We start from the raw sequence: 24524 nt of genomic DNA on the forward strand, positions 1-24524 counted from the left end.
ATAGAGAGAAAAGTAGCGTTAGCGTCAAATGTGAACATACAATATCTGGCGTGAAGAGATATAATGCAGGGAGAGGATTGTATCGAAATCACATTAAAGATGCGCGACGATCGCTTCATGTTCACTGCGGCTGGACTCTGGAATTTCTACTTAATGGTAGCATAGTTTAATCAGTGAAAACCAGAATTTTCCCATTTCACTTTAAGGTTTTATTTCGCGACAAGTCTAATTAATATTCTTTGTTAAGCTATAGAATATTTAATCGAAATTCCATTAGCAGGATGAGTATTAGATTCAATATAAATTGTGGTAAAATTTTTTTTAGTCAGGAATGGCAATAAGTGTGGGAATTACTTTTAATATTTTGCAGTATATTGACCCCAGATTTATGAGTGAAAATTTGGTTATAGAGAAAGTAATGAATGACAGAAATATTTCAGTAGCTAGGATAAAGAATTATTCAGTTATTAATACTTGCTGTTGAGTTATTGAATATCTAATCGGACTACTATTAGGAGTATGGGTATTAGAACGAACACAAATTGTGGTAAAAATCTTTTGGTTATCAATGATAATAACTGTGGAAATTACTGTTGGTATTTTGCAGTATATTGACCTTAGATTGATGAGTGAAAATTTGGTTATAGAGAAAGTAGTGAATGACAGAAATATTTCAGTAGCTAGGATAAAGAATTAGTTGATGAGAGATTCAGAACCGCCATCAATTAAAGACGACTAAATTATCATATTTTGTAGGGTATTAAAATTAATTATACTTTTACCGGAATTGCCAGCTAAATTCGCCAGTCGTTCAGAATTAAACTCATAACTCAGAATTATTTCTCGCTCAAAACATCACACTAAACTCAATTTCAATATCTACAATATCTAAATATTACTCAGTGCAAAACAAATACCTTAACTGTAAATTATTTTGGCTCCTGATTGGCAAAAATTAATTATTGAAGTTGATTAAATTCACAAATTTATTAAATTAATCAAGATTTTAATGAGACAATAAATTTACTTGAGCGTTGGGACTGAAAAGTTGAATTCAAGCCTACTCTCACTATTTAGAATATCAAAGAAGAGAAAATGTTAAAAAAAATTGTGGCCTTATTTTTAGTACCGATCGCTCTGGTAGTAACAGGTTGTGTTTCTATTGGCGGTGGACTACAAAGCTTCGTGGATACAACTGATGGTTATGAGTTCCTCTATCCTAATGGTTGGCTCGAAGTTAAAGTATCTGATGGCCCGGATGTAGTATTCCATGACCTAGTTGAGGCCACTGAGAATGTTAGTGTCGTTATTAGTCCCGTAGTTGGAGACCAAACTTTGGCTGACTTGGGTACTCCGACTGAAGTAGGATATAAACTGAGCAAAAATGCCATTGCACCAGCAGACTCTGGTAGGGAAGCAGAATTAGTAAGTGCAGAAGCACGAGAATATAAAGCTAAAACATATTATCAACTGGAGTATGCTGTTAAATTAGCTGATGGAAGAGATCGTCATAACTTAGCAAGTGTAGGAGTTAGTCGAGGTAAACTTTTTACTATCAATATTTCAACTACTGAAGCACGTTGGCAAAAAGTGCATGATAAGTTTGAGCAAGTAATTAACTCTTTCTCTATATATTAGTGAGAAATTTTTATATTAGTCAGGACTAGCAAATTTTTAAGTTTTCCTATCTTAAAAAATATCATTAAATATAGGCTATAGTCCTGACAAATTATCAATGTTTTATGGAATATTTGTTTACTTGCTTGAAAATATGAAAACTCCAACCTTCATATTAGCTTCATCATCATTAGCAAGACTTCGCTTGTTAGAAACTATTGGTATTCATCCTATAGTTATGCCTAGTAACTTTGATGAATCAACAGTTAAATTAATAGAACCTCGAAAATTGGTAGAAACATTAGCCCAGGCTAAAGCAGAAACAATAGCTAAGTCTCTAATGAAAGAAAACTTATCTGAAACACAATCAAATTTAATTTTAGGATGTGATTCAGTATTAGTTATTGATGGCGAAATTTATGGTAAACCAGCTGATAATAAAGAAGCGATCGCTCGATGGCAAAAAATGCGTGGTCAAGTTGGTCAATTGTACACTGGTCATGCTTTAATCGATCTAGTTAAAAATAAAACTATCGTAATTTGTAGAATGACAAAAGTTCATTTTGCTCCCGTTAACGACCAGGAAATAGAAGCTTATGTTGCGACTGGGGAACCTTTAAAATGTGCTGGTTGTTTTGCCATAGAAGGCAAAGGTGGTTTATTTATTGAAAAAATAGAAGGTTGTCATACTAATGTAATTGGTTTAAGTCTACCATTATTGAGAGTTATGCTAAATACTCTAGGATATCAAGTGAGTAACTTTTGGTAGGTTATAAAATATCCGATTTTTTAATCTAATAATTATTCTAAATTAAAGAGTAATAGCAAGTCTATATCACTACCTCTAAACCCTAAAAATTAAAAATTAAATAAAGCCCAGAAATTAAAAATTAAATAAAGCTCAGAAAATTATTTAACAACTAATATTATAGGGAACTGAGGCAATTCAACTTGTATAGGTAAATTCAATTATCAGTTAGCCTCCTCTAGAGGAACTGCGTTAACAGTTCCTTCTGCAATAGGGAGGCGAGAAGATACAGAATTTTCTTCCTCTTGGTCAATTGGATATGGCTAGGTTTCCTCGCCATCCCACCCTACGGGAAGCTGCGCTAACGACCACTTTTTATTCCCTAAAAAGGGTAAGCTTGAGACCTGATTTTTTTGGTCATAAAATCTTCATTCATAAACATCTAAGAATAGAAATACATTGCTAATAGCTAACTAATAATTTTAATTTGCATGATATTTCGGCGTTGCTGAATGGTAATGATTTTTAAATTAAGTATCAACGCAAAACATAAGTTTTTCAATTTTACCTTCAGCTACTTACCATTACATTTCAGCAACGCCAAAGAGTAAACTTTCTATTATACCTGATTTTGCAACAAGTTTACAGCCTACATTTTGTTTTACAAAATGTAGTATAAAAATAGGAGACAGCTATACTGGAGACAGGAGACAATTATAGTGGTCAATAGGAGTAAGTAATTGAGTATTTATACTTAAAATTTTCCTGAGAATCTGACTGCTGAGAAAGGTCAAATGTAGGAGCTATATAGTATAAATACTTACCAAGTTACGGATTTTTCTACTACTTTTAATGTTACAACTTGAAGTGCGGAATGTGAGTTACAAGCAAACCTCAAAAACAAAATTTTTTCTTTAATGCCGTTGACAAATTCTTAAATAAGAATTATTCTGATTTACAGCAGTAAAAGCTGATATAGATTGAATTGCTAAGTTACTAAATCATTCTGAGGTTAAGTTATGGTTATTGAGCGTGTTCCTGATGTAGTATTCAAAACCCGTGTCCGTGATGAATCTGTTGAAGGACCTAACCCTTATCGTTGGCAAGACAAAACTACCCAAGAAATTTTTGGTGGCAAGCGTGTAGTATTATTTGCATTGCCTGGAGCTTTCACACCAACTTGCTCATCTACTCACTTACCTCGATATGAAGAACTATACGATGAATTCAAAGCACAAGGAATAGACGAAATTATTTGTCTATCAGTAAACGATGCTTTCGTAATGTTCCAATGGGGTAAACAGCAAAATGCCAAAAATGTATTCCTATTACCAGATGGCAATGGAGAATTCTCTCGTAAAATGGGAATGTTAGTAGATAAGTCCAATATTGGTTTTGGTATGCGCTCCTGGCGCTATGCAATGGTTGTCAATGACTCTAAAATCGAAAAGATATTTGTTGAAGAAGGTTTTAGCGACAACTATGGTGACGATCCATTCGAGACATCTGACGCAGATACGGTATTAGCCTATCTCAAGGGTACAGAAGCACCAGCAGAAAAACCAGCTCGATTAGAGTTTGTTGGTTAGTTCAGCTATCTATAGATGAAGCTGGAACTGGCAATAATAATACTATATGTAGCAATTAAATGTGATTTTTGAACTGTAGCGTCTAAAACTTAACCTAAACAATAAATTTTTGGCACTACAAGGATATTTTTACATTACATTGCTATATATAGTTTTAACCCCTCTTAAGTAAGTAACGATAACCAAAATATATTCGGCAATTACCGTTTTTTTTACTTCAGTTGATAAATAATTATGAAATTCTTCTCTATTAAAACTAAAATCAAAAAAATTAGATTTTCAACTGATACATTATAGTAATATTTATTTGATTTGAATTGTATTTCCATACTCTCAAGAATGATCGTTGAAACTAGACAAAAAAGAATAGGTATTTTTGATAGTGGGATAGGAGGTCTAACTGTTCTGAGAGAGCTATATAGACAGTTACCTAGTGAATCTATTCTTTACTTTGGAGATACAGCAAGATTACCTTATGGTACAAGAACTAGCAAAGAAATTATGCAGTTTGTAGATGAAATTATAGAGTGGTTAATCAAAAGTGGAGTTAAAATGGTATTGATGGCTTGTAATACCAGTTCAGCTCTTGCTCTAGAAAAAATCAAGTCTAAATTTGATATTCCAATTCTAGGATTGATTGTACCAGGGGCAAATTCTGCAGTAGAATTAGGGACAAGAATAGGTGTCATTGCTACCCCTGCAACTGCTGCTAGTAATGCCTATCGTACTGCTATTCTAGAGGCAAATTCTTCTGCTAAAGTGTGGCAAGTAAGCTGTCCCTATTTCGTACCTTTAATAGAGCAAAATCAGCTACATAACCCTTATACATATCAGATAGCAGAAGAATATTTGATGCCATTAATACAGCAAAAAATTGACACATTGGTTTATGGTTGTACTCACTATCCCTATTTAGAACCAATATTGCGTTCTTTTCTACCTAGAAATATTAATTTTGTAGATCCTGCTGTATCTCTAGTGAAAGTAGCTGCTAAAAAGCTAGAAATGATGAATTTACAAAATTATGAGAAAGCAAAACCAACAAAATTCGTAGTTAGCGGTTCTCCTCAAAAATTTGCTGAATTATCATTACAATGGCTTGGTTATAAACCAATTGTACAATCAGTTTCTTTATCTACAGTTCTAGACAAACCTATTTCTATGGCATAGAATTTATGTTGGGGATATAAACAGAAAATTAAATGCTTAATAGAATCAGGACTTACGCAAAATACTCTTTTATACGCTAGTTTTGGTGTAAGATGCGTTGCAACACACACTACAGGCAGATTTGCTCCTTAAGTCCTAAGAATAAGGATTCGCGAAAAGTTTTACAGAGTTTTTGTGATTCAATGAAAGTGCCAATCTAGTTTGATAACTTCTCGTAAGCTTTATAGATAGATTATGGCAGTCTTATATCTGAATTGTGAAATATTTTAGGGTTATAGAGAATAGGAAACAGTAGAATTTTTATTAATGTTTTAGATCTATAGCAGTCGTCAAAGTGCTTAGGACATAAAGGAGAAACATAGCGTTGGCGGAGCAAGTGCGGCAGTTATATCGCCTCTATGAGATGGTCTAATAATTTTATACTTTTCTCTGTGCTAACCCCTCTGACAGTTGCTATACTGTTGAATAATTATAAACTTACTTAAAACTTATATAAAATTTATCTAGAAAAATGTCTGAGAGAAAATTTTAGATTTTTATAGAAATACAATCCTATGGTGAGTTAAAAATTATTTCTAACTTATACCAATTTTATGTAAGGCTGTACAGAATTATGAAATTTATTAACTTGTCTGTCTCGATCTATAGTCAACTCTAATTAAAATATTATTCTATGCAACTTTATATGAATTTGGTATTACGACACTTACACAAATGTCAAATATACCAATTTTATTAGTTATTTGGTAGCAGAAGCAAGAAGCAAAAAGAAAAAATCTTGCGTTGTCTGAGTTTTAAGGTTTTTATCTTTCCTAACTTTTCTTCGACTACTATAATGTTTAGTACTCAAATTAATCTTAATAGCAGATAATTGATAGTTTATATATAACTATAGTATTATCTACTGTTTTTTATTTTTTTTATTAATGCAAATTAGTTCTTGAGTTAGCAATACCTTGTTGCCAAGATTTATTTTTTGTGATTTTTGCACCTCTTTGGGCTAATGTTAATAGTAAATATACAGTAAATACATAACCAGTTGCTAGAATGGGAATAATTACAGGAATGTGATTGTAGTTCATGGTTTTATGAGATGGCGAGTAGTATTTAGATGTAAGTATTTCCTAGCTCAAAAGCTAAGGAATTAAAGATTAACTGAGTATTCTTTACTTAGTAATTAATTGAAATCAAGACTAAGAAAAACAATTATCATTTAATTTATTTTGCTCTGAAAATAAATTTATAGACAAAGTCTTGAACTCTTTGTATTCATGCAGATATTTTGATTTTTCAGTTCACATATTTGAACTTTTTTTTAAGTTACCTTGATGTACTTTTAGAGAAGAGGTTATTCAGATTTGAAGTTGTTGATAATTAATGAGTACGATTGGTAAGCTGGAATACTATCAATTGATCGCAATTATATTACTTAATTAAATCATCTATCGATCTAAAATTTTAGCCTGGAGCTATGTTTTAGTAACTAATAACACATAGATTTTTAGACCCTTAAGTTAACTCAATTTATGCACTTCAGTCATTGGTAAATATATCTCAGACAAACTATGCAGCTATTAAGTTATCTTCAATTATCATTAATTAGTTAGATAGAGTACCTGATAGCTTAATTGATATAACCTGCATGGTAAAAACTTTCAGGTTAATTTGGATAAAATATGATGAAGACTAAATTATATGTATTCCAGCTCAGAAGTTTTTGACTATTCTCTTCACCAATAGGTAACTTTTAACTATTGAGGAATTTTTGGTCTATTTACTTTTTTAATTCAAAATGTAACTATTATCTCTTTTTACTCTAAATAGTTATATTAGATTGAGTCAACCTTTAATAGTGAAAAATTATTCTCTACTATTCCTAGCCAATCTTGATAATTAGGTAAATTGAGAGATAAATCTATAATAAGTCTAGTTCCTTACAGGATTACTCACGATTAACCTATTATAGTTAACAATTTTGAGTACTTGAATTATTAAAGTTGTTACTATTAAACTAACACAGTCAATACTATTTGTATATAGTATTTTGAGAGTTACTTAACAATTAGATACAATCTACTGTAGAAACCCACTTGATTTATCAAAAAACAAAAAAAAATTAAAAAAATTCAACTTTACCTATATGAAGGATGGTTGACTTAGAATAAGAATATAATATGTAAAATTTTGTTAACTTGTAGCTTTATTGGCTAATCCATGACCACTTCAACTCTCCTATTTTCACCAGTAGAAGCAGACCTAAAACTGCTAACAGATAACTTAAAACAATTGGTAGGTGCTCGTCACCCAATCCTGTACGCAGCAGCAGAACATCTATTCCGCGTACAGGGAAAGCGAGTGAGACCAGCTATCGTCTTTTTAATTTCACGGACTACCATGCCAAATCAGGAAATTAGTCCTAAACATCGTCGTTTAGCAGAAATCACAGAAATGATCCACACTGCAAGCTTAGTTCACGATGATGTAGTAGACGAATCAGAAATTCGCCGAGGTGTCCCCACCGTTCATAGTTTATTTACCAATCGTGTTGCAGTACTGGCCGGAGATTTTCTTTTTGCTCAATCATCTTGGTATTTGGCCAATCTAGATAATCTAGAAGTAGTTAAACTACTTTCAGAAGTAATTATGGACCTTGCCGAAGGAGAAATTCAGCAAGGACTACATAAATTTGATACTGATTTATCCATAGATGCTTACTTAGAAAAGAGCTACTATAAAACCGCTTCTCTAATTGCTAATAGTTCTAAAGCTGCAGCAACTCTTAGTGGTGTTTCACCAGAACTAGCTCAGGATATGTACTACTATGGCCGATATGTAGGTTTGGCATTTCAGATAGTAGATGACATACTAGATTTTACAAGTGTAACAGAATCTCTAGGAAAACCTGCTTGTTCAGATCTGAAAAGTGGCCACTTGACAGCACCTACATTATATGCCTTAGCAGAAAAGCCAACTTTAGAAAAACTAATCGAAAGAGAATTAGCCCAAGATGGTGATTTAGAAGAGGCAATCCAATTAATTAAAGATAGTCACGGTATTGAAAAATCTCAGGAATTAGCTACTAAATACGCGAAAATGGGTGTTGAACATTTACAATCTTTGCCAGATTGTGATTCTCGTCAAGCTCTGATTAATCTTACTGACTATGTTTTAAGTCGGCTGTATTAGCTTTTAGTATCTTTTAATAATTTAGCTAGGAGTTAATTAATACTAGCAGTAGGATAAAACTTAATAAAGGCAATTCATTGATTTAGACCTATTAATCTTTTTATAGCAATCTAATCTGTCTTCAGATGAGTTTAACTTTGGTATGCTAAATTCGATTTTCTCTGTTTATTTGAGGTAGTTAAATTATTAATTAATATAGCAAGGAACGAGTTGGTTAGTACTTATGTTGATGATGAACCTGAGACAGAGAAAAACTTTTGCCACTGTTCCCTGTTCCCTGTTCCCTGTTCCCTTAATTGTGAGAATATCTCAACATCTTAAGCAATATCTGGAGGAATTTTGCTAGAGTGGGAATGAGAGGATGCCTGATACTGTTGGAGATATATACTTATCAGCTTTTGGACATCCTCTCTTTTAACTTCTGTAGCTGTTGTTAAATTCCCAGGATGTTCAAAAAATACAAGGCTATCTAAAGGTTCAATTGCGATCATTTGGAAAAGTATATAAACAACTGGTACAGGTTTAGCAACTACATTATCCTCTACAATAGAAGATGAAGCATCTTTTTGAGTAGGAAAAGCGTAAATAACATGTTTTTCTAATTCAGATTTATTACGATGACCAAGAGTAGTCAAAACCCAATTTTGTGTGTTAGTTTGCAAAATATAATACTCTAAATGTTGTAATTGTTGAGCTAAAAGTTTCAAGGCAGGTGTAATTGCTTCAACAACTTCTGCTGTATTGCCATTTTGAGGTGAATTTTTAATGAGTGTTTGGATTTGTTGATCTAAGTCCATAATTTATTATTTAGTCTTTTCAGAAATTGTATGAAATCAGGGTGTATGTGTAATGAATAGAAAAAATTATTAGTGGTTAATTTATTAATACAATGATGGTGGAAATCTGCCAAGTTAGCGAAGAAAATTTAAAGCTCTTGCTAGATGAATTTCAGCAATCTACTCGTGCATCAAAGCAAAATTGCCAATCAGTAGCAGAGCGTATTAAACAAGAAGTAGAAAGAATTTGCATAGAAAGCAAAAGAATTCAAGCTTCGGGGGAAATAAGTAAATGGGCAAAGAACCTAGCTCAACATCGTCTGAGACAATGCCTACATTACTACAAGCTTGGTTCTAGAGAAGGAAGAATACATTTACATAGTAGTCTAAGTGCAATTGTTTATAGGTATATCACTCCTCCTCAAATACAATCAAGTTATCAGGCAAGATTAAATCTAATCGAAGACTTTTTACAACAATTTTATCTGGAAGCTTTAAATGCTTTTAGACGAGAAACTGAGCTGCCAATAATGTACACTCCCCATACATTATTAGAACTAGCAGAGTATATGGCCTTTACAGAGCGTTATGGCAAAAGACGCATACCTTTGTCTGGTGGTCGTAGTCAACAATTAATCATTCTGCGTGCTCAAACATTTTCCCATCAACAACCAAAGGAAACATCTGTAGATATTGACCAAGCAGCAGAGGGAACAACTAGCGACTCAGATAAGACATGGAATGATGGATCTATCCAACAAGTGCGAGAAGCAATGGCCGCACGACAGGATACAGATGATGATATAGGTTCTCTGCGCCAGGTGGTAATAGAAGAACTTATGGCCTATCTGGAGGAACGTCAGCAGCAAGACTGTGCAGACTACTTTGCACTGCGTTTACAAGACTTATCAACTGGGGAAATAGAATCTATTTTAAATCTTACTCCCAGACAAAGGGATTATTTGCAGCAACGCTTTAAGTATCATTTGCTCAAATTTGCCATGGGACATAGGTGGGAATTAGTTCATCAATGGTTAGAAGCAGACTTAGAGCATAATTTAGGCTTAACCCCCACAGAATGGACAGCTCTACATGACCAAATTGACGCAGAACAGAAAAGTTTGCTAGATTTGAAGCATAAAGGTCTTTCTGACGAGGCGATCGCGAAGACTTTAGGTCGTAAAGTAAACCAGGTGAAGAAGAAGTGGCACAAGTTACTCGAACTTGCCTGGGAATTACGAAATCATTCAAATTCCGGAGCGAGTGCATCAACTGATGAATAACGAAACGAATAAACAGGTGGAAACTTTCGAGGATAATTTCTTTGACTGGTTATTAGGGCCAAATTCTAAGGAAATATCAAATGTAGGGCAAAATCAAAACAAGATTGAGAATGGAAAAAAAGAAGTCAGGGTGCAGGAGTTAGAGTGGGAAGAATTAGACCCACTTGATTCTGAAGAAATTGACTACCCCTACGATTACGAAAGTCAGCCACTTACACCCGGAGAAGTACCAACCGTGTATAATCGTTTCGAGACTGTATTACAAAAACGACTTAAAGCCAAGATTGAAGCTAAACCCCCACGATTTCCTTGGGAAAATAATCTGGTAAACTACGATGCTGAATATCCAGACGTAGAGGTAAATAACTGGTTTTCCCATATTAATTTGTGGGCATCACAGATGAAAAATATTAAGTGGGGTAAGTTAAATATACCTTTAACGGAGACTGTCTTTGCTCAACTTTTGCAATCTTGTCAGGATTTAGTATCATCTGATTTACTCCCCGGCAGTAAATTGGTTAGAGCAGTGGATAGTTTGTTCCCAAACCAATCTCAATCTTTAAATAAACTAGCTGGTTTAGTGCTTGTAGGTGGAACCCGCGATGGAGAATTGATTTCCAATCATATTACTGCTTATAATACTGCAACTCCAAAGCAACAGATGTTGTTGTCTTTGCTTGCTGCTCAAGAAATTATCTCATCTTTAAGTTTGACTTGTTGTTTGAATCAGTCAGTAACAAAGAGAGAATGGCAAACTGCTTTAGGGTGTCTTACCATTGAAGCTGAATATTATATTCCTGAAGATCGTTCTTCTGCGTGTTTGAGGATTAAAGGTCAACTACCTGAAGCGGCAAGTTTACAACTTCAAGGAAGAGGAGTTGAAGCGACTGCTCAACGTTTAGATGCAGGTACTCTATATGTAGAGCTATTTGACCCACAACCAGATCAAACATATCAGCTAATTATTAAATTCCTCAACTGGGAGCAATCTTTAAAATTTGTTGTTCGCCTCCAGGGCTAAAATATTCTGGTGAAAAAAAATAGCTCAAATTCATTAATTGATAATGGACAATGAATAATGGATAATTACCTCATGGATTAATTATCAATTATCCATTGGTAACGTGCCTATGCTTTCAAAGTTTTACAATATTTATGAACGAAAATTTGTGGTTTAAAGCTTCCCCTTTTAAGAAGATAATAAAGAAAAATTTTCCCTGTTCCTCAATCCTCTCCTTTGAAAGAAGAGGCAATAATTAATAATTAATTATTAATTATTAATTATTGAAAAGCATCTACCAAAATTTATGTCTAATTTTTTTGGTTGGGAAGTGCGAAACCTTCCTATATTAGGACTTCTGTGGCGAGAGATAGAAGCAGCACCTAAACCTGTTCCTGAAAATTCTATTCTATTGCGAGTCATGGTACAGGCGTTAGTTATAGTAGGCATTATTGCTGTAGATGTAGCCGCCGGGGTAGCAACAGACGAACTTCCTTTAACTGTTTGGGCCGCTCCATTAAGTATTATAGGGGCAATTTGGAGTTGGTATAACCGCTACAAACGAAACATACCAGCTAAATTTTGTTTGGCGATCGGAATGTTATTGGCGTTAGCTGATTTTTTGGGTAGGTTAGTTACTGAGTTGAGTGATACGCGACTGGTATTGGGGGAATTCTTGATTCAACTTCAGGTCTTACATAGCTTTGACTTGCCTAGACGGAAAGACTTGGGTTATTCGATGACTATCGGGCTAATTTTGTTAGGGGTCGCAGGTACTATCAGTCAAACTTTAACTTATGGCCCAGTGTTGCTGTTGTTTATCGCGATCGCTATTCCTTGCTTGATTTTAGATTATAGGTCTAGGTTAGGTTTAGAATCCAGAATTATAGGTAAAACATCAGAAGTTAAGAAAAAGCGGAAGAAAATATCTTTATTAAATGCTACTTTATCTCCCAAGCGATTAACAATATTATTATTAGTAATTATTGGATTAGGTCTAGGAATTTTTGCTCTTTTACCTAGATTACCTGGTTATCAAGTACGAACTTTTCCTGTTAGTGCGCCGATTAATTTTGATGTAGAAAATTTTGATGGTCGGACTATTACGAACCCTGGTTATATTAGTCAAGGTAGAGGGGATGGAGATAGTTCTGGTGGAGGAAGTGGAACTAATCAAGAATCAGGTCCAGGAACTTTAGATAATACTTATTATTATGGATTTAATACTAAAATTAATCAAAATTTACGCGGACAATTAGTTCCTCAAGTTGTGATGCGGGTGAGGTCGCAAGCGGAGGGTTTTTGGCGAGTTTTGGCTTTTGATAAGTATACAGGTGAAGGTTGGGAAATTTCTCGGAATGATAATGCCTTTACTTTAAATCGTCCTCGTTGGTCTTACCAATTTTATGTAAATTGGCCGAGGAATAGGTTTGAAAATGAAACTAGAGAGGTAATTCAAAGCTACACAATTGTGTCTCAGTTGCCGAATTTAATTCCGGCTTTATATCAAGCAAGAGAAGTATATTTCCCCACTGAAAAAATAGCAATTGACCCTGATGGTAATTTGCGTTCTCCTCTTGAACTTCGGGAAGGTTTAACATATACAGTCATTTCTCATGTTCCTTATCGAAACCAAGATATTTTGAGTAAGGCAGGTAAAAATTACCCAGAAAGTATTAGTAAATATTATTTACAAATTCCTCCAGAAATTGCGGAAAAAGTAAGACAAAAAACAGCAGAAATTTTAGCTAGTAAAAATAAAGTTGCTAAAGAAAGCAAACCTATTACTTCCCCTTACCAAAAAGCACTTTTTTTAGCCCAATATCTGAAACAAAATCCTAATTATAAACTACAAAAAGAACCTCCATTTTTTGTTGAAGGTGAAGATTTAGTATCAGCATTTTTATTTGGTTATCAAAATAGCCCGGAAGGGGAAAAAATTATCGGCGGTTATGGAGACCATTTTTCTACTGTCTTGACAATAATGTTACGTTCTATTGGCATCCCGGCAAGATTAGTAGCGGGTTATTCTCCAGGAGAATTTAATCCTTTTACTGGCTTATATGTGGTTAAAAATACAGATGCTTATATGACGACAGAGGTGTATTTCCCTGGGTATGGATGGTTTGCTTTTAACCCTATTCCGGGAATGCCTTTAACTCCTCCTTCTATTGAAAAGAATCAAACTTTTAGTGCATTAATGACTTTTTGGCAGTGGGTAGCTGGTTGGTTACCTTCTCCTGTAACTGGTTTTTTAGAGAGATTTATTGGTGGAATATTCCGTTGGGTATTGGGAATTATTAGTTGGTTTTTTGCTCTCTTTTCTCAAGGTTGGCAAGGCATATTTACTGGTTTAATTTTCGTTACTGCTTTAGCTTTCTTGGGTTGGTTATTGTATATATTTTGGCGAGGATGGCGTTATGGTCGGTGGTTAGCTAAGTTATCTCCAGTGGAGAGTATATATCAACAAATGTTGAGTTTGATGGCGAGTAAGGGATTAGTTAAACATCATTTTCAGACACCTTTTGAATATACTCAAGCTATTAAGGAATATCATTCTATAAATGAAGTAGAAATAATTGAAGAAATTTCTCAAGCTTATGTGGGATGGCGTTATGGTAGTAAAGAAGTTAATTTAACTAGATTAAAAAATTTACTCCGAAGTTTAAAGCGAAGTATTAGGCGTAGGTTAAATTAAAGGAATAAGAAGAGGGTGATTACTAAAAAACTACGCTCGCTCATGTATATAGGAAGGAATGAGCAGGTTAAGACTTACAGCAGTTTTTATTTGGGTAGACCACAGTAGGGACTTTCCATGGAAGGTCTCTACAAGGTTTTGCTTGTGAATAAGAATCTCCTCATCTCCCTATCAATTTTTCTCTAGTGATCATAAATTGACCCTGGGGAATAGGGTGAATGCCTTCTGTCTTCTTCAATGTATCGACCCTATTATTTTTTTTCATTGACATTATTTATTTGATAAATGCCTAACTCTGTACCACATATTTTACAGAATTTGGCATCTATATCGTGGATAGAAAAACCACAACCACTGCATGATTTTTCTATATTTTTAGTTGTTTTTATCAGTTGTTTAATTAAATCCCCCAGTTGAGAAGGAATTAAACTAATACCTGTTAATATCATTAAAACGGTTAATAAACGACCACTTTCTGAAGTAGGAATTATATCGCCAAATCCAACAGTTGTCATTGTAACAACTGAAAAATATACAGCATCTAAAAAATTCTTAAATGATTCAGGATTTACGCGGTGCTCTACTTGATAAATCAAGCCAGAAAAGATAAAAATAATTGTAAATAAAGTAAATAATATTCTGGCAAAAATCACTCCATCTTCTGTACTAATCCGAAAAATATAAATTTTGAATTTGAGAAATCGAATTAATTTTAGAATTCGGAACCATCTGATAATTCTAATAAAACTCAGTTCTAAAAAACCTGGAAAAATAGGTAAAATTGCCAGTAAATCAATAATAGAAAAAAAACTAAAAACAAACTTTATTTTTTGATCTGCACACCAAAATCTCAGTAAATATTCAACGGCAAAAAACACTAAAATAGCATCATTGATTAGTTCTAGTATAATAAAAATATTCTCTGGAATTGGATAAGTCTCAGCAACAAAAATAGCTGAAGAAAATAAAATCAAAAATAGCAGAATAAAGTTAATAGCTTTACCGATAGGAGTTTCAATATCTTCCAAATAAAATGCTAGAGTTTTTTTTGTGAGTTCAAGTAACATAATTTCTCATCTTCTGCTTGAGAGCAGTAACTATCAAACTAAATTGTCATTATAATGTTTTACAATGAATCTGCCAATGTCTCTACAAGTTAATTATGTCTGACCTAGAATCAAATTTATCTGCTCTAGTTGCCAAGGTTTCACAACTGGAAAAACAACAAGTTACTCTCAAAAAATATGTTGTTAAGTTGAAACAGACTTTAGACGAGCAGATAGAAAATTTTCATCATCTACCGGAAGCACAAGATATCGAAAATTTACAGGAAAATTTTTTTGCTTTAACTCTACGTTTAGATGAATTATTAGCTTTAAATAATCCCATAAAATCGACTACGGAAACTCAAGATAAATCTCCGGATAGTTGGCAAAAAACTGAATAATATCAAAATAAATTAGTATTTGACTGTACTGATAGTCGTGGTGTATTAATCGAAGCATTAGAAACAGTTCAAGCACGATTAATTATTATTTGTCCTTGGTTAAACTGTAATAGTATCGATCGACATTTACTGAAGAAATTCAAGGATTGTTTAAACCACAATTTTCAGATAGATATTGGTTGGGGATATTTAGGCGATCGCTCGAATATTGGCAAAGGTTGGAAATATAATGCTTTGGTAGATTTACAAGAATTAGAAGAAAGTTATCCTGGTCTATTTCGGTTGAAGTTGTTAGGAACTCACGAAAATTTTCTGGTGTGTGATGAGAAGTTTGCTTTTGTGGGGAGTCATAATTTTTTAGCTTCGGGCGAGGAAAGTCTGGAACGAGAAGTGGGTATTCGGACGACGGATATAAAAATTATTCAAGGATTAATTAACCGTTTTGATAATGCTGAAGTTTTGGAGGAAGCAGAAATTAATCGCAGATTTGCAGCAAGTGTGAAAAGTTTGGATGAGGTGGAATATTTGCCTGGAGTTATTGATGAAAGTGAAATGGAATTTCAGAAGATTTCGATGGTGGTAAATAAAGATGAGGAGGAAGAAGAAGAGGGATATTTGCCTGGAGTTATTGATGAGAATGAAATGGAATTTCAGGATATTTCGATGATGGTAGATGAAGATGAGGAGGAAGAAGAAAGTCAAGAACCTGTGGTTAGTGCTGAGGAATTTTTGCGTAGATATAGTGAGGGAGAACGAGATTTTACTGGGATTAATTTGTCTGGTGTTGATTTGAGTGGGAAGTCTTTTGATGATTCAAAATTAAATTTGAGTAATGCTAATTTTAATGGTGCAAATTTGAGTGGAGCAAGTTTTCAATCAGTTAATTTAACAGGTGCAAAATTTTGAGGTACTGACTTATCTAAAAGTAAGTTAAATTCGGCAAACCTAAGTGAAGCTAAGTTGATTAATACTAACCTCTGTGAAGCTGATTTAAGTTCAGCGAATCTCAGTCAAGCTAAGTTGATTAATACTGATTTAAGTAAAGCAAGAATGGTTTCTACAAATCTAGAACAGGTAAAGTTTAGAAATGTGAATCTTAGTCAAACTTATTTATGTTTGGTAAATTTTACTAAATCTAACTTGAGTGGAATTAATTTTAGCCAAGCTAAAACACCAAACAAAAGCAACTTCAGTGGTGCAAATCTCACAAAAGCAAATTTTAGTGGCTTATTTTTAAGGAATACAGATTTTACGAATGTAAATTTGAGTCAAGCTGATTTAAGTAAAGCTAATTTGTTAAACGCAAACCTTAAAGGAGCAAACGTACAAATGGTAAAAATTAACCAAGCACTTTGTAGTGAAGCAACTGTTTTTCCTGAAGGGTTTAATTATACTAAATTGGGTGTTTATTTTCTTGCTCCTAATGTTTCATTAAGAGGAGTAAATTTATCAGGCACTGATTTAAGGGGAGTCAATTTGAGTGGAGCAGATTTAAGAGATGCAAATCTAGACGGAGCAATATTAGATAAAACTGATTTAAGATATGCAAATTTGAGTGGAGCAAGTTTAAGAGATGCAAATTTGCGAGAAGCTAAACTAAATGCAACAGAGTTAACAAAAGCTGACCTTCGTAATGCAAATCTTAATAGTGCAAAACTCAGAGGAGCTAACTTAATTTCAGCAGACTTACGAGCAGTTATAACATATTCTACTGATTTATCTGGTGCAAATTTAACTGATGCTAAACTAGGTGGAGAATTATTGGAAAAAGCTAACCTAAAAGGCGCAATAATGCCAGACGGTTCAACCCACGAATAATATAAATAGTAGGTTGGGTTGACAAAGGAAACCCAACTAAAAAGTTTGGTCGCCCTTCATAGTAATGTATCAAATCCGGTACATCAGTGTAATTGGCGTTGCACAGTGACGAATGATTCTAGATTTTGGATGCCTGAATTTGGAATTGGGGAATTACTAAAATGATTAGTTAATGGTTTTTTTAGTCAAAGTCCGAGCCCATTTTTGGCAGCATCATTCCATAATGTGCAACCCCGTGTAATTAGATAAAGAGGGTGGGAAGTTTGAAGAGATGGGTAGATAAAGAAAGATGTGGCAATGGCGCATCAGTTGGAAAATTTTTTTATACCGAACCCGAGCGGACTTGATATGAGAAATATTATAGACAGAACTTACGCATTTTTCCAACAAAAACACTACATATACCATAGTGCTATAGTTTTTATCTACTATATGTAGTGCTTTTGCTTAAGTCCTGATAGAAATATTACAGCAGTCGCCATTATTATTAGGACATTCTCGCTCCTCTCAAATTGACAAATTTATTCCGTACTGCAAGTTTAACTTTAGACTTCAGATAGATGGAAATGCTCAACACCTTTAAGGGAGCAAGATGCTCCCACTCTCATGCTCCATAACCAAAATAATTACAATACACTACTACCAAAAATGTATCTATATACTTTTTTCTCTTCTCCTGACTCCTGACCAAAAAGTAAGGTAAATAGCTTCCCCTTTTAAGGGGATGAAAAAGCGGCCGTTAGCGCAGCTTCCCGTAGGGTGGGATGGCTCAGAAACCTGCGCCATATCCAATCGACCAAGAGAAAATCAACTTCAGTATTTTCGTAGCCTCCCTATTCCATGAGGTACTGATAACTGATAACTGAAATGACTTCTGACTTCATAACAACCCTCCTCGCTGAATTCTCTGCTGTTGTATAGTCTCCTTCTTAGCAAAAGCAGCATCTAGTTGATCCAATAACTTCCCAATCTTTTCCTTTGCCTCCTTGCTAGTCTGAGGTTGCCTGTTTAACCACGACGTTGCCCTTCTTCGCCCCTTTTGACTTGCCACAATTAAAGCACCCCAAGCAATAGCATTAGTTTCAGCTTGATTTACCCTTAAAGCAGCATCAACTCGGTTGCGCAGACGACCAGTATCATTTTGCAGTAATTTACCAATCTCATAAGTGCTGCTCAAATTATTTTCAAACACACTTAGACTTTCTTGCCAACGACCATCAATTAAACCAGCCAAAACTTTTTGACTTGGACTTGCCCAAGAAGCGATCGCCTGAGCTTCTGTAATCTTGGCATGAAATTTAATTAAATCAAATTGAGCTTGTGCTTTTTCAGGCCATTGAGATTCATCCATTAAATTCTTTCGCAAAGGTTGAATTAAAGCAAAAGCACCAGACCATAAACCATTACGAGCTAATCTCAAGGTATCTTTATAATAGCTATCTGCAATAGGAATTTCGTCAAGAGAAATTTTCTCTAACTCAATCGGATTAAGTATAAACTTTCGTGGCTGAATCCAATAAATATCAAAATCAGGATCTAATCCCACAGTTTGCTCAACCACCAACTCTGGATCTCCTCCTCCCGTCATTTCCTGCCAGATGGGAGCTTGACCAGCAGCACTTTTCCATTCCAACATCGAACTCAAGTAATTTTTTTTGGGGTTGTAATTGACAATTTGTCCATAAGGAATAGTCTTATTATTTTGTAATCTTTGACCACTGACAGTAAACCAAACTCCAGCAGTGGGAACTTTGCCTTGAAAACGACGTACTGTTGTTACAGGTAAAGGTTGATTTGAGCCTTGAGGAGCAGAGGTAGACTCAATAGTAGATGAAATTACAAAAGATTCAGCAGGACCTTGGAGTGGTAAAGTATTAACTAATCGAAAATATGGTTTACTGCCTTCTCTTTGGTTAACAGATAAAACTGACTGATAGACTCGCAACTCTACTAATTCCCGACAAGGAGTTTCACAGGGCAAAGAAGCTCTTGAATCAATTTGCTTCATTACTGGCACTAATACATCTAAACCAGAATCTGCTGTTGTACTAGGAAGAGAAAAAGTTTCTCCGGTACTAAATCCTCCCTCTTTGATACTACCTTTAATTTGTTCAAGAGTTTGCAAAGATTTATTCCCGGATATATAAAATTGAGTCCACTGTGGTAATGATTGATTAAACCAGACTATAGCATTCGGATCGGAAATTAACTTTACACTAATCCATGCCCCCATTGCCATGAAACCAGAGCCACCAAATAATAAACTTACCCCTGCCCATTCAACAATCCATTTTTTCCAAGGTAAGGATTTTAAAGAAAACTTTTGAGATTTAGATAATTTCCTCTGATGCCTAGATTTAGGGACAGAAGTTATCCGGCTAATTTGTAGAGTTTTCTTACTTCTAGGATAATAAGATTTCTGAGCTGTTTTAGCAACTTTGGGAAACTTAGCTTGATTGTAACTGACTTTGGAACCTTGAATCTTCCTTTTCATCATCCTAGCAATACCTGCTCATAGCGCTGACCTTGAACTTCCCAAGTATACTCCGTTTCTATCAGCGATCGCCCATTTTCTGACAACGTTTGTCTCAACTGCCCATCCTCAAATAAGTGACTAATGGCCTCTACATACTCTGCTACTTGATTTGCTCTTAATGCTTTTAGTGGTGTATTTGCACCATCAACTGCTAGACCTTCTAAACCACGGTCACTGGCCACAACAGGCGTACCTGCTGCCATTGCTTCTAAAGTTTTATTTTTAATTCCAAAACCAGTACGCATCGGAATCACACAAACAGTTGCTTGATGTAAATATTCTGCCATTGAAGGTACGCGACCTGTAACTTTTACTCCTGGGCGAGTTGAAAGTTCCTGCACTTCTGGTACTGGTCTCGCCCCTACCAGAGCTAAAGTTGTATCAGGATAACGCTCTTGTACCTTAGGTAATATTTCCAAAGTCAAAAACCTAACCGCATCAATATTAGGAAAATTATCCATAGCTCCCACAAAAATTAATTGATGTCCCTCTGGGTCGTTACTTCGATAGGGAAACTGAGTAAAATCTACTCCATTCGGAATAACTGATATTTGACTATTGGGGTTAAACTCTTGCAGTTGTTTCCCGTCTTCCTCAGTTGTTGCGACTATACAGGAAAATTTTGAGCAGTAGCGTTTTTCATAACGAAGCAGTAAGGGAAGATTCAGTCTATCTCGCAATGGTTTTTCTGCTGTACCAGTTTCTAACTGTTGCTTACAAGTACCATAAACCGAACTATGGACATTAACTAGAGTTTTTAGTTGTTGTTGCCATTGAGGGCGAATATAAATTTCATTCACACAATGTTCACAAGTAATGGCCTCACATTTACCTGCTGCCACAAACTCATCCACCCAATTTTGCATTGCTGGCGAATATATCGAAAGAACACTTGGTGGAGTACCTTCAATCAGAAAATTACTAAAACGTCTTAGTTTTACTAATGTTCCTTTTGTTGGTTCTTGGGGGCGCGGAAATACGGCCAACTCTTCTACATAAGATCGCAATGAATCTATTTCTGAATCATTGACATCTGGAGACAGTTGTGTTAATAAAGTAACAGAATGTTTTTGACTCAAATATTTGAGTAGATTAAAAGTTCTAACTTGCGTACCACCTCGACTGGGAGGATAAGGAAAGGTGGAGGAAAGCATTAAGATTTGCATAAAGTTTGTAAGTTCCCCTAGATTTTTCTTTATATACAGGTAATTTATTATATTTAATGGCAATATTATATAGCGTTTCCCAAGCTAATGAGGTACAGTTGTTTTTCTTCTTTATCGATTCCTACGGAACGAGAATTACGACTCCCTACTCCCTACTCCCTAAAACCAAGGAATTTTGTACCTGCCACTTTTTGGGAATTACTATATTATTAATTTTAGTTAGATTTTAAATATTTTAATTTTACAAATAGATTTTATGGTGGAAAAGTCAAATATAGTTAAGGCATTAAAAAAACCAAATCTAGCCTTGAAGAAAGGTAAGCGTTTTGTAGCACATAATCTGGAAGATGTGATCAGAATTATTACCCAGCAACACAAACTTTCAGAAATAGTTAATCAAAAGGAAATTCGAGTGGCAGGTATGAAACGCAGTGGGAATCATGCCATTATTAACTGGGTTAAAAGTCAACAGAATAGTGATGTAGGATTTATTAATAATGTATTAGCTAATCAAAACCCCTATCGGTACAAGTATGAAAATCTACGAGATAAATTTCCAGAACATAAATGGGCAATAGAACATAACCGCCAACAAGCTAAAGGAAATTTTATTAAAAGAGATTGTTTGATTTACAGCTATGAAGATTTTCCCCTGGAGCAGATAGCAAATGATAAATTTGAACGTAACCACGATATATACTTAGGAAAAAGTGCTACTAGGTACGATATACTTATTATTAGAGACCCTTTTAATCTGCTTGCAAGTAGACTAAAGATATCTTCTAAGGTGGCATATTTTTTATCAGTAAATTCTCCGAATAAAACCATGATTGATTTGTGGCTAGATTATGCAAAAGAATATTTAGGAGAAACAAATTATCTCAAGCACAACAAAGTTTGTGTCAATTATAATCAATGGTTTGCTGATGTTGAATATCGGCGAAATATTGCGGATAAACTCCAAATGGAATTTTCTGATGCAGGAATTGATATGGTAACGAGTTTTGGTGGAGGTAGTTCATTTGAAGGAAAAGAATTTGATGGCAAAGCAACATCAATGGATGTCTTAAACCGATGGCGAAAAGTAGTCGATAATCCTCAATACAAGAAGTTTTTTAATCGGGAAATATTTGAATATTCAGAGCGAATATTTGGTCATATTCCCGGCACAGAATCTTTAATGAATTAAGTAACAATCAGCAAAAAAAATTACCATAAAAAAAATTACCATTAGTTATCATTCAAGACCAGGTTAATTATCTATTAAAATTATTTCATCAAATATATAATTTATTATGACAAAAGTTAGCGTTTGTATTCCCACTTATAACCGAGCTAATTTGCTGCCTTATGCAGTAAATAGTGTTTTGAACCAAACTTATGATGATTTTGAATTAATCATAACTGATGATGGCTCAAAAGATAATACTGCTGAAGTAGTTAGTCAGTGGAATGACTCTAGAATTCACTATATTCAGCATCCTCAAAATATTGGACGTAGTAAAAATATGCGTTCTGGTTTTGATGCTGCTACAGGGGATTATTTTATCAAATTTGATGATGATGATGCCTTGACTCCAGAATTTTTAGAGAAAACTGTGGCAGTATTAGATGAGATGCAAAATGTAGATTTTGTCTGTACAAGTCATTGGGTTATTAATGAAAAAAGTGAACGGGAGGAAGTAGCCACGAGAGAGAATGCGGCTAAGTGGGGAAAGGATAAGTTGGAGCAAGGAATTATCCCTAACTTGCTTAAAGAAACATTTCAATACCAAAGTTTGCAGGTGGGTTCAACTTTGTTTCGTCGTTCTTGCCTACAAGAAGTTGATTATATGCGGCCTGAAGCAGATGGATGTGAAGACTTTGATTTGCTGGTCAGATTAGCAGTAATCGGAAAAGTTGGATATTTTATTCCAGAATATCTCATGGAATATCGTTTTCATAACCGTCAAACCAGTTTAAAACAAGATATTCACTTTTTATCTGCTAAAACTTTCTGTATTAATAGTTATAAATTTGATGATCAGAAGTTGGAAAATTCACGTTTATTTAAGTTAGCAGATACGAAACAGAATCTAGGAATTAGATTAATTGAAAAGGGTGAAAGTGTTAAAGGGAGAGAGTTATTACAAGAATCAAGCCAAATGCTAGGAACTTCATTCAAGACTAGATTTGCTTTAGTATTATCTTACCTACCCCTAAATTTACGACAATTTGCTTTGCAAAGTTTTAGGAAATTTCGTCCTCAAGACTATGCAGACCGAGTTAGAAAAGCAACTACTTAAGTTGGAAATAACTGGTAGAATTTTTTAGTGGCGTTGGTAAATGGAAAGATGAACTGAGTAATCTACTCATAGGATGGGTAGGGCAAAATGGAATATGTAGATAGTGCTGGAGCTAAAGTTAGCCTATGCAATGCCCAGAGTGTGCTAGTAAACATATCCGCAAAAATGGTCATCGAGGAGACAAGCAAAATTATCTATTGTTAGATGTGGTCGCCAGTTTATAGAAGTCTATAACAAACCTGGATATAGCCTGGATACCAAAGCTTTATGAAGAGAAATTTATGTCAATGGTATGGGGTTCCAGGGGATTAGCTGAGTTACTGGGGTTGCCCATGGCACAATTATTAATTGGGTCAGACAGGTAGGAAAACTTTTACCTGATATTTATGACTCAGAAGTAATCCCAGAAGTTGGAGAATTGGATGAGTTACAAACTTTTGTCTCAAAAAAAAAATCAAGTTTGGATTTGGACAGTGGTAGACCACTTTCGGCCAGGGATTGTCGGTTGGGTCATCGGAAACCGTAGTTCTGAAACTTTTATTTGGCTCTGGCAAGCGATTGCTAACGCTTGTTGGAAATGCGATTTCTGGGTCAGTGATGGGAATCCTGTTTATAAAGTCTTTATTCCTGAGCAAGACCAAATTATCACTAAGACCTAAATGAGGAGGGTGGAAGGAGAAAATACTCGTTTACGACACTACCCCCGCTCGACTGCACCAGAAAACATTGTGCTACTCCTTTCTCTGTAGAGATGCTGAAGCATTCCATAAGACTTTTAATTCATTATCTCAAGTTTGGAGATGTAACTGTTCCTGCCTGATTTATCTTTGAATTTACCAACGCCTTTTTAGCGATCGCCACTCGATCAATTTTCCTACAAGATGATGATTACTCAATATTGGCTTGGCAATGATACAGGCCATTTTTTTTGCCCAAGTCCTGTTATATCAAATCCGGTTGAATACTTATCATATATTTGGGGGTGGGGAGTAGGGGAGTAGGGGAGATTGAACTAATTATAGAATTATAAGCATATATTATATAACCGGATTCTATATCATATCAAATCCGGTAGCATCGGTATAAAAAAATTAAACCTGATAAATTAAGGGATGAATAGTAAGAGTTGGGCGATCGCCATGCCGAGATTGTTAAAGCTAGAACCACACAAAAGTATCGAAGAGTTGGAAAAACTCTACCGACAA

Annotated in this window: 18 protein-coding genes and 2 pseudogenes; 15 read left to right on the forward strand and 5 right to left on the reverse strand. The window is 34.7% G+C overall.

The window, feature by feature from the left end; all coding sequences use genetic code 11:
• Positions 1–1095 precede the first annotated feature (1095 nt).
• The 4 genes from psbP to murI all read left to right on the forward strand — a co-directional run bounded on the left by psbP (position 1096) and on the right by murI (position 5124).
• A complete protein-coding gene (gene psbP / locus F6K06_RS29255; RefSeq protein ID WP_124147538.1) occupies positions 1096–1638 on the forward strand; it encodes a photosystem II reaction center PsbP in 543 nt (180 codons plus the stop codon).
• 133 nt (positions 1639–1771) lie between these two features.
• Entirely contained in the window at positions 1772–2386 is a 615-nt protein-coding gene (locus F6K06_RS29260; RefSeq protein WP_124147537.1) for a nucleoside triphosphate pyrophosphatase, read from the forward strand.
• Between the two features lie 998 nt (positions 2387–3384).
• Positions 3385–3954 carry a peroxiredoxin gene (locus F6K06_RS29265; protein ID WP_124147536.1) on the forward strand — a complete coding sequence of 190 codons (570 nt, stop codon included), beginning with the start codon at positions 3385–3387 and terminating at the stop codon, positions 3952–3954.
• Between the two features lie 339 nt (positions 3955–4293).
• A complete protein-coding gene (gene murI / locus F6K06_RS29270) occupies positions 4294–5124 on the forward strand; it encodes a glutamate racemase (RefSeq protein WP_124147535.1) in 831 nt (276 codons plus the stop codon).
• Between the two features lie 923 nt (positions 5125–6047).
• On the opposite strand, the gene F6K06_RS29275 is transcribed toward murI, so the two are convergent.
• Positions 6048–6206, reverse strand: coding sequence for a hypothetical protein (locus F6K06_RS29275; RefSeq protein WP_192901192.1), 159 nt, complete (start codon positions 6204–6206; stop codon positions 6048–6050).
• 1132 nt (positions 6207–7338) lie between these two features.
• On the opposite strand from F6K06_RS29275, the gene sds reads away from it, so the two are divergent.
• Positions 7339–8310, forward strand: coding sequence for a solanesyl diphosphate synthase (sds, locus tag F6K06_RS29280; protein ID WP_124147028.1), 972 nt, complete (start codon positions 7339–7341; stop codon positions 8308–8310).
• A 317-nt stretch (positions 8311–8627) separates the two neighbouring features.
• Here sds and F6K06_RS29285 read toward each other — a convergent pair whose 3' ends face one another.
• On the reverse strand, positions 8628–9107 hold the full coding sequence (locus F6K06_RS29285) for a hypothetical protein (RefSeq protein ID WP_124147029.1): 480 nt from the start codon (positions 9105–9107) through the stop codon (positions 8628–8630).
• A gap of 95 nt (positions 9108–9202) precedes the next feature.
• Between F6K06_RS29285 and hetZ the strand changes: the two genes are divergently transcribed.
• The 3 genes from hetZ (at position 9203) to F6K06_RS29300 (ending at position 14067) form a co-directional block, all read left to right on the forward strand.
• Positions 9203–10369: a heterocyst differentiation protein HetZ gene (hetZ, locus tag F6K06_RS29290; RefSeq protein WP_124147037.1), complete on the forward strand. Its 1167-nt coding sequence runs from the start codon at positions 9203–9205 to the stop codon at positions 10367–10369.
• Positions 10362–11390, forward strand: coding sequence for a hypothetical protein (locus F6K06_RS29295; RefSeq protein WP_287244282.1), 1029 nt, complete (start codon positions 10362–10364; stop codon positions 11388–11390). Before hetZ ends, F6K06_RS29295 begins: the two co-directional genes overlap by 8 nt.
• 286 nt (positions 11391–11676) lie before the next feature.
• A complete protein-coding gene (locus tag F6K06_RS29300) occupies positions 11677–14067 on the forward strand; it encodes a DUF3488 and DUF4129 domain-containing transglutaminase family protein (protein ID WP_287244284.1) in 2391 nt (796 codons plus the stop codon).
• Between the two features lie 251 nt (positions 14068–14318).
• Here F6K06_RS29300 and F6K06_RS29305 read toward each other — a convergent pair whose 3' ends face one another.
• Positions 14319–15095 (reverse strand): ion transporter, encoded by a 777-nt coding sequence (locus tag F6K06_RS29305; protein ID WP_338043249.1) that lies wholly within the window; start codon positions 15093–15095, stop codon positions 14319–14321.
• A 134-nt stretch (positions 15096–15229) separates the two neighbouring features.
• Here F6K06_RS29305 and F6K06_RS29310 point away from each other — a divergent pair, with 134 nt between their 5' ends.
• The 4 genes and pseudogenes from F6K06_RS29310 to F6K06_RS29325 all read left to right on the forward strand — a co-directional run bounded on the left by F6K06_RS29310 (position 15230) and on the right by F6K06_RS29325 (position 17332).
• Positions 15230–15514 (forward strand): hypothetical protein, encoded by a 285-nt coding sequence (locus F6K06_RS29310; RefSeq protein WP_124155397.1) that lies wholly within the window; start codon positions 15230–15232, stop codon positions 15512–15514.
• A gap of 234 nt (positions 15515–15748) precedes the next feature.
• Positions 15749–16420: a pentapeptide repeat-containing protein gene (locus F6K06_RS29315; protein WP_124155398.1), complete on the forward strand. Its 672-nt coding sequence runs from the start codon at positions 15749–15751 to the stop codon at positions 16418–16420.
• A 15-nt stretch (positions 16421–16435) separates the two neighbouring features.
• A pseudogene (locus tag F6K06_RS29320) lies at positions 16436–16852 on the forward strand (pentapeptide repeat-containing protein); the annotation flags it as partial.
• The gene (locus F6K06_RS29325; protein ID WP_275670441.1) at positions 16844–17332 is read left to right on the forward strand and encodes a pentapeptide repeat-containing protein; all 489 of its coding nucleotides are present in this window, start codon (positions 16844–16846) and stop codon (positions 17330–17332) included. The pseudogene F6K06_RS29320 and the gene F6K06_RS29325, both read left to right, overlap by 9 nt.
• Before the next feature lie 880 nt (positions 17333–18212).
• Here F6K06_RS29325 and F6K06_RS29330 read toward each other — a convergent pair.
• A complete protein-coding gene (locus F6K06_RS29330; RefSeq protein WP_287244289.1) occupies positions 18213–19829 on the reverse strand; it encodes a hypothetical protein in 1617 nt (538 codons plus the stop codon).
• Positions 19826–21034, reverse strand: coding sequence for a glycosyltransferase family 4 protein (locus tag F6K06_RS29335; protein WP_124147034.1), 1209 nt, complete (start codon positions 21032–21034; stop codon positions 19826–19828). Before F6K06_RS29335 ends, F6K06_RS29330 begins: the two co-directional genes overlap by 4 nt.
• Before the next feature lie 256 nt (positions 21035–21290).
• On the opposite strand from F6K06_RS29335, the gene F6K06_RS29340 reads away from it, so the two are divergent.
• The 3 genes and pseudogenes from F6K06_RS29340 to F6K06_RS29350 all read left to right on the forward strand — a co-directional run bounded on the left by F6K06_RS29340 (position 21291) and on the right by F6K06_RS29350 (position 24139).
• Positions 21291–22223, forward strand: a complete 933-nt coding sequence (locus F6K06_RS29340; protein WP_287244291.1) for a hypothetical protein — start codon at positions 21291–21293, stop codon at positions 22221–22223.
• A 106-nt stretch (positions 22224–22329) separates the two neighbouring features.
• Positions 22330–23319, forward strand: coding sequence for a glycosyltransferase family 2 protein (locus tag F6K06_RS29345; protein WP_287244293.1), 990 nt, complete (start codon positions 22330–22332; stop codon positions 23317–23319).
• A 125-nt stretch (positions 23320–23444) separates the two neighbouring features.
• Positions 23445–24139 (forward strand): annotated as a pseudogene (locus F6K06_RS29350) (IS1 family transposase).
• Positions 24140–24524 lie beyond the last annotated feature (385 nt).

The sequence above is a fragment of the Okeania sp. SIO1H4 genome (assembly GCF_010672695.1).
GTDB classification, from domain to species: domain Bacteria; phylum Cyanobacteriota; class Cyanobacteriia; order Cyanobacteriales; family Microcoleaceae; genus Okeania; species Okeania hirsuta.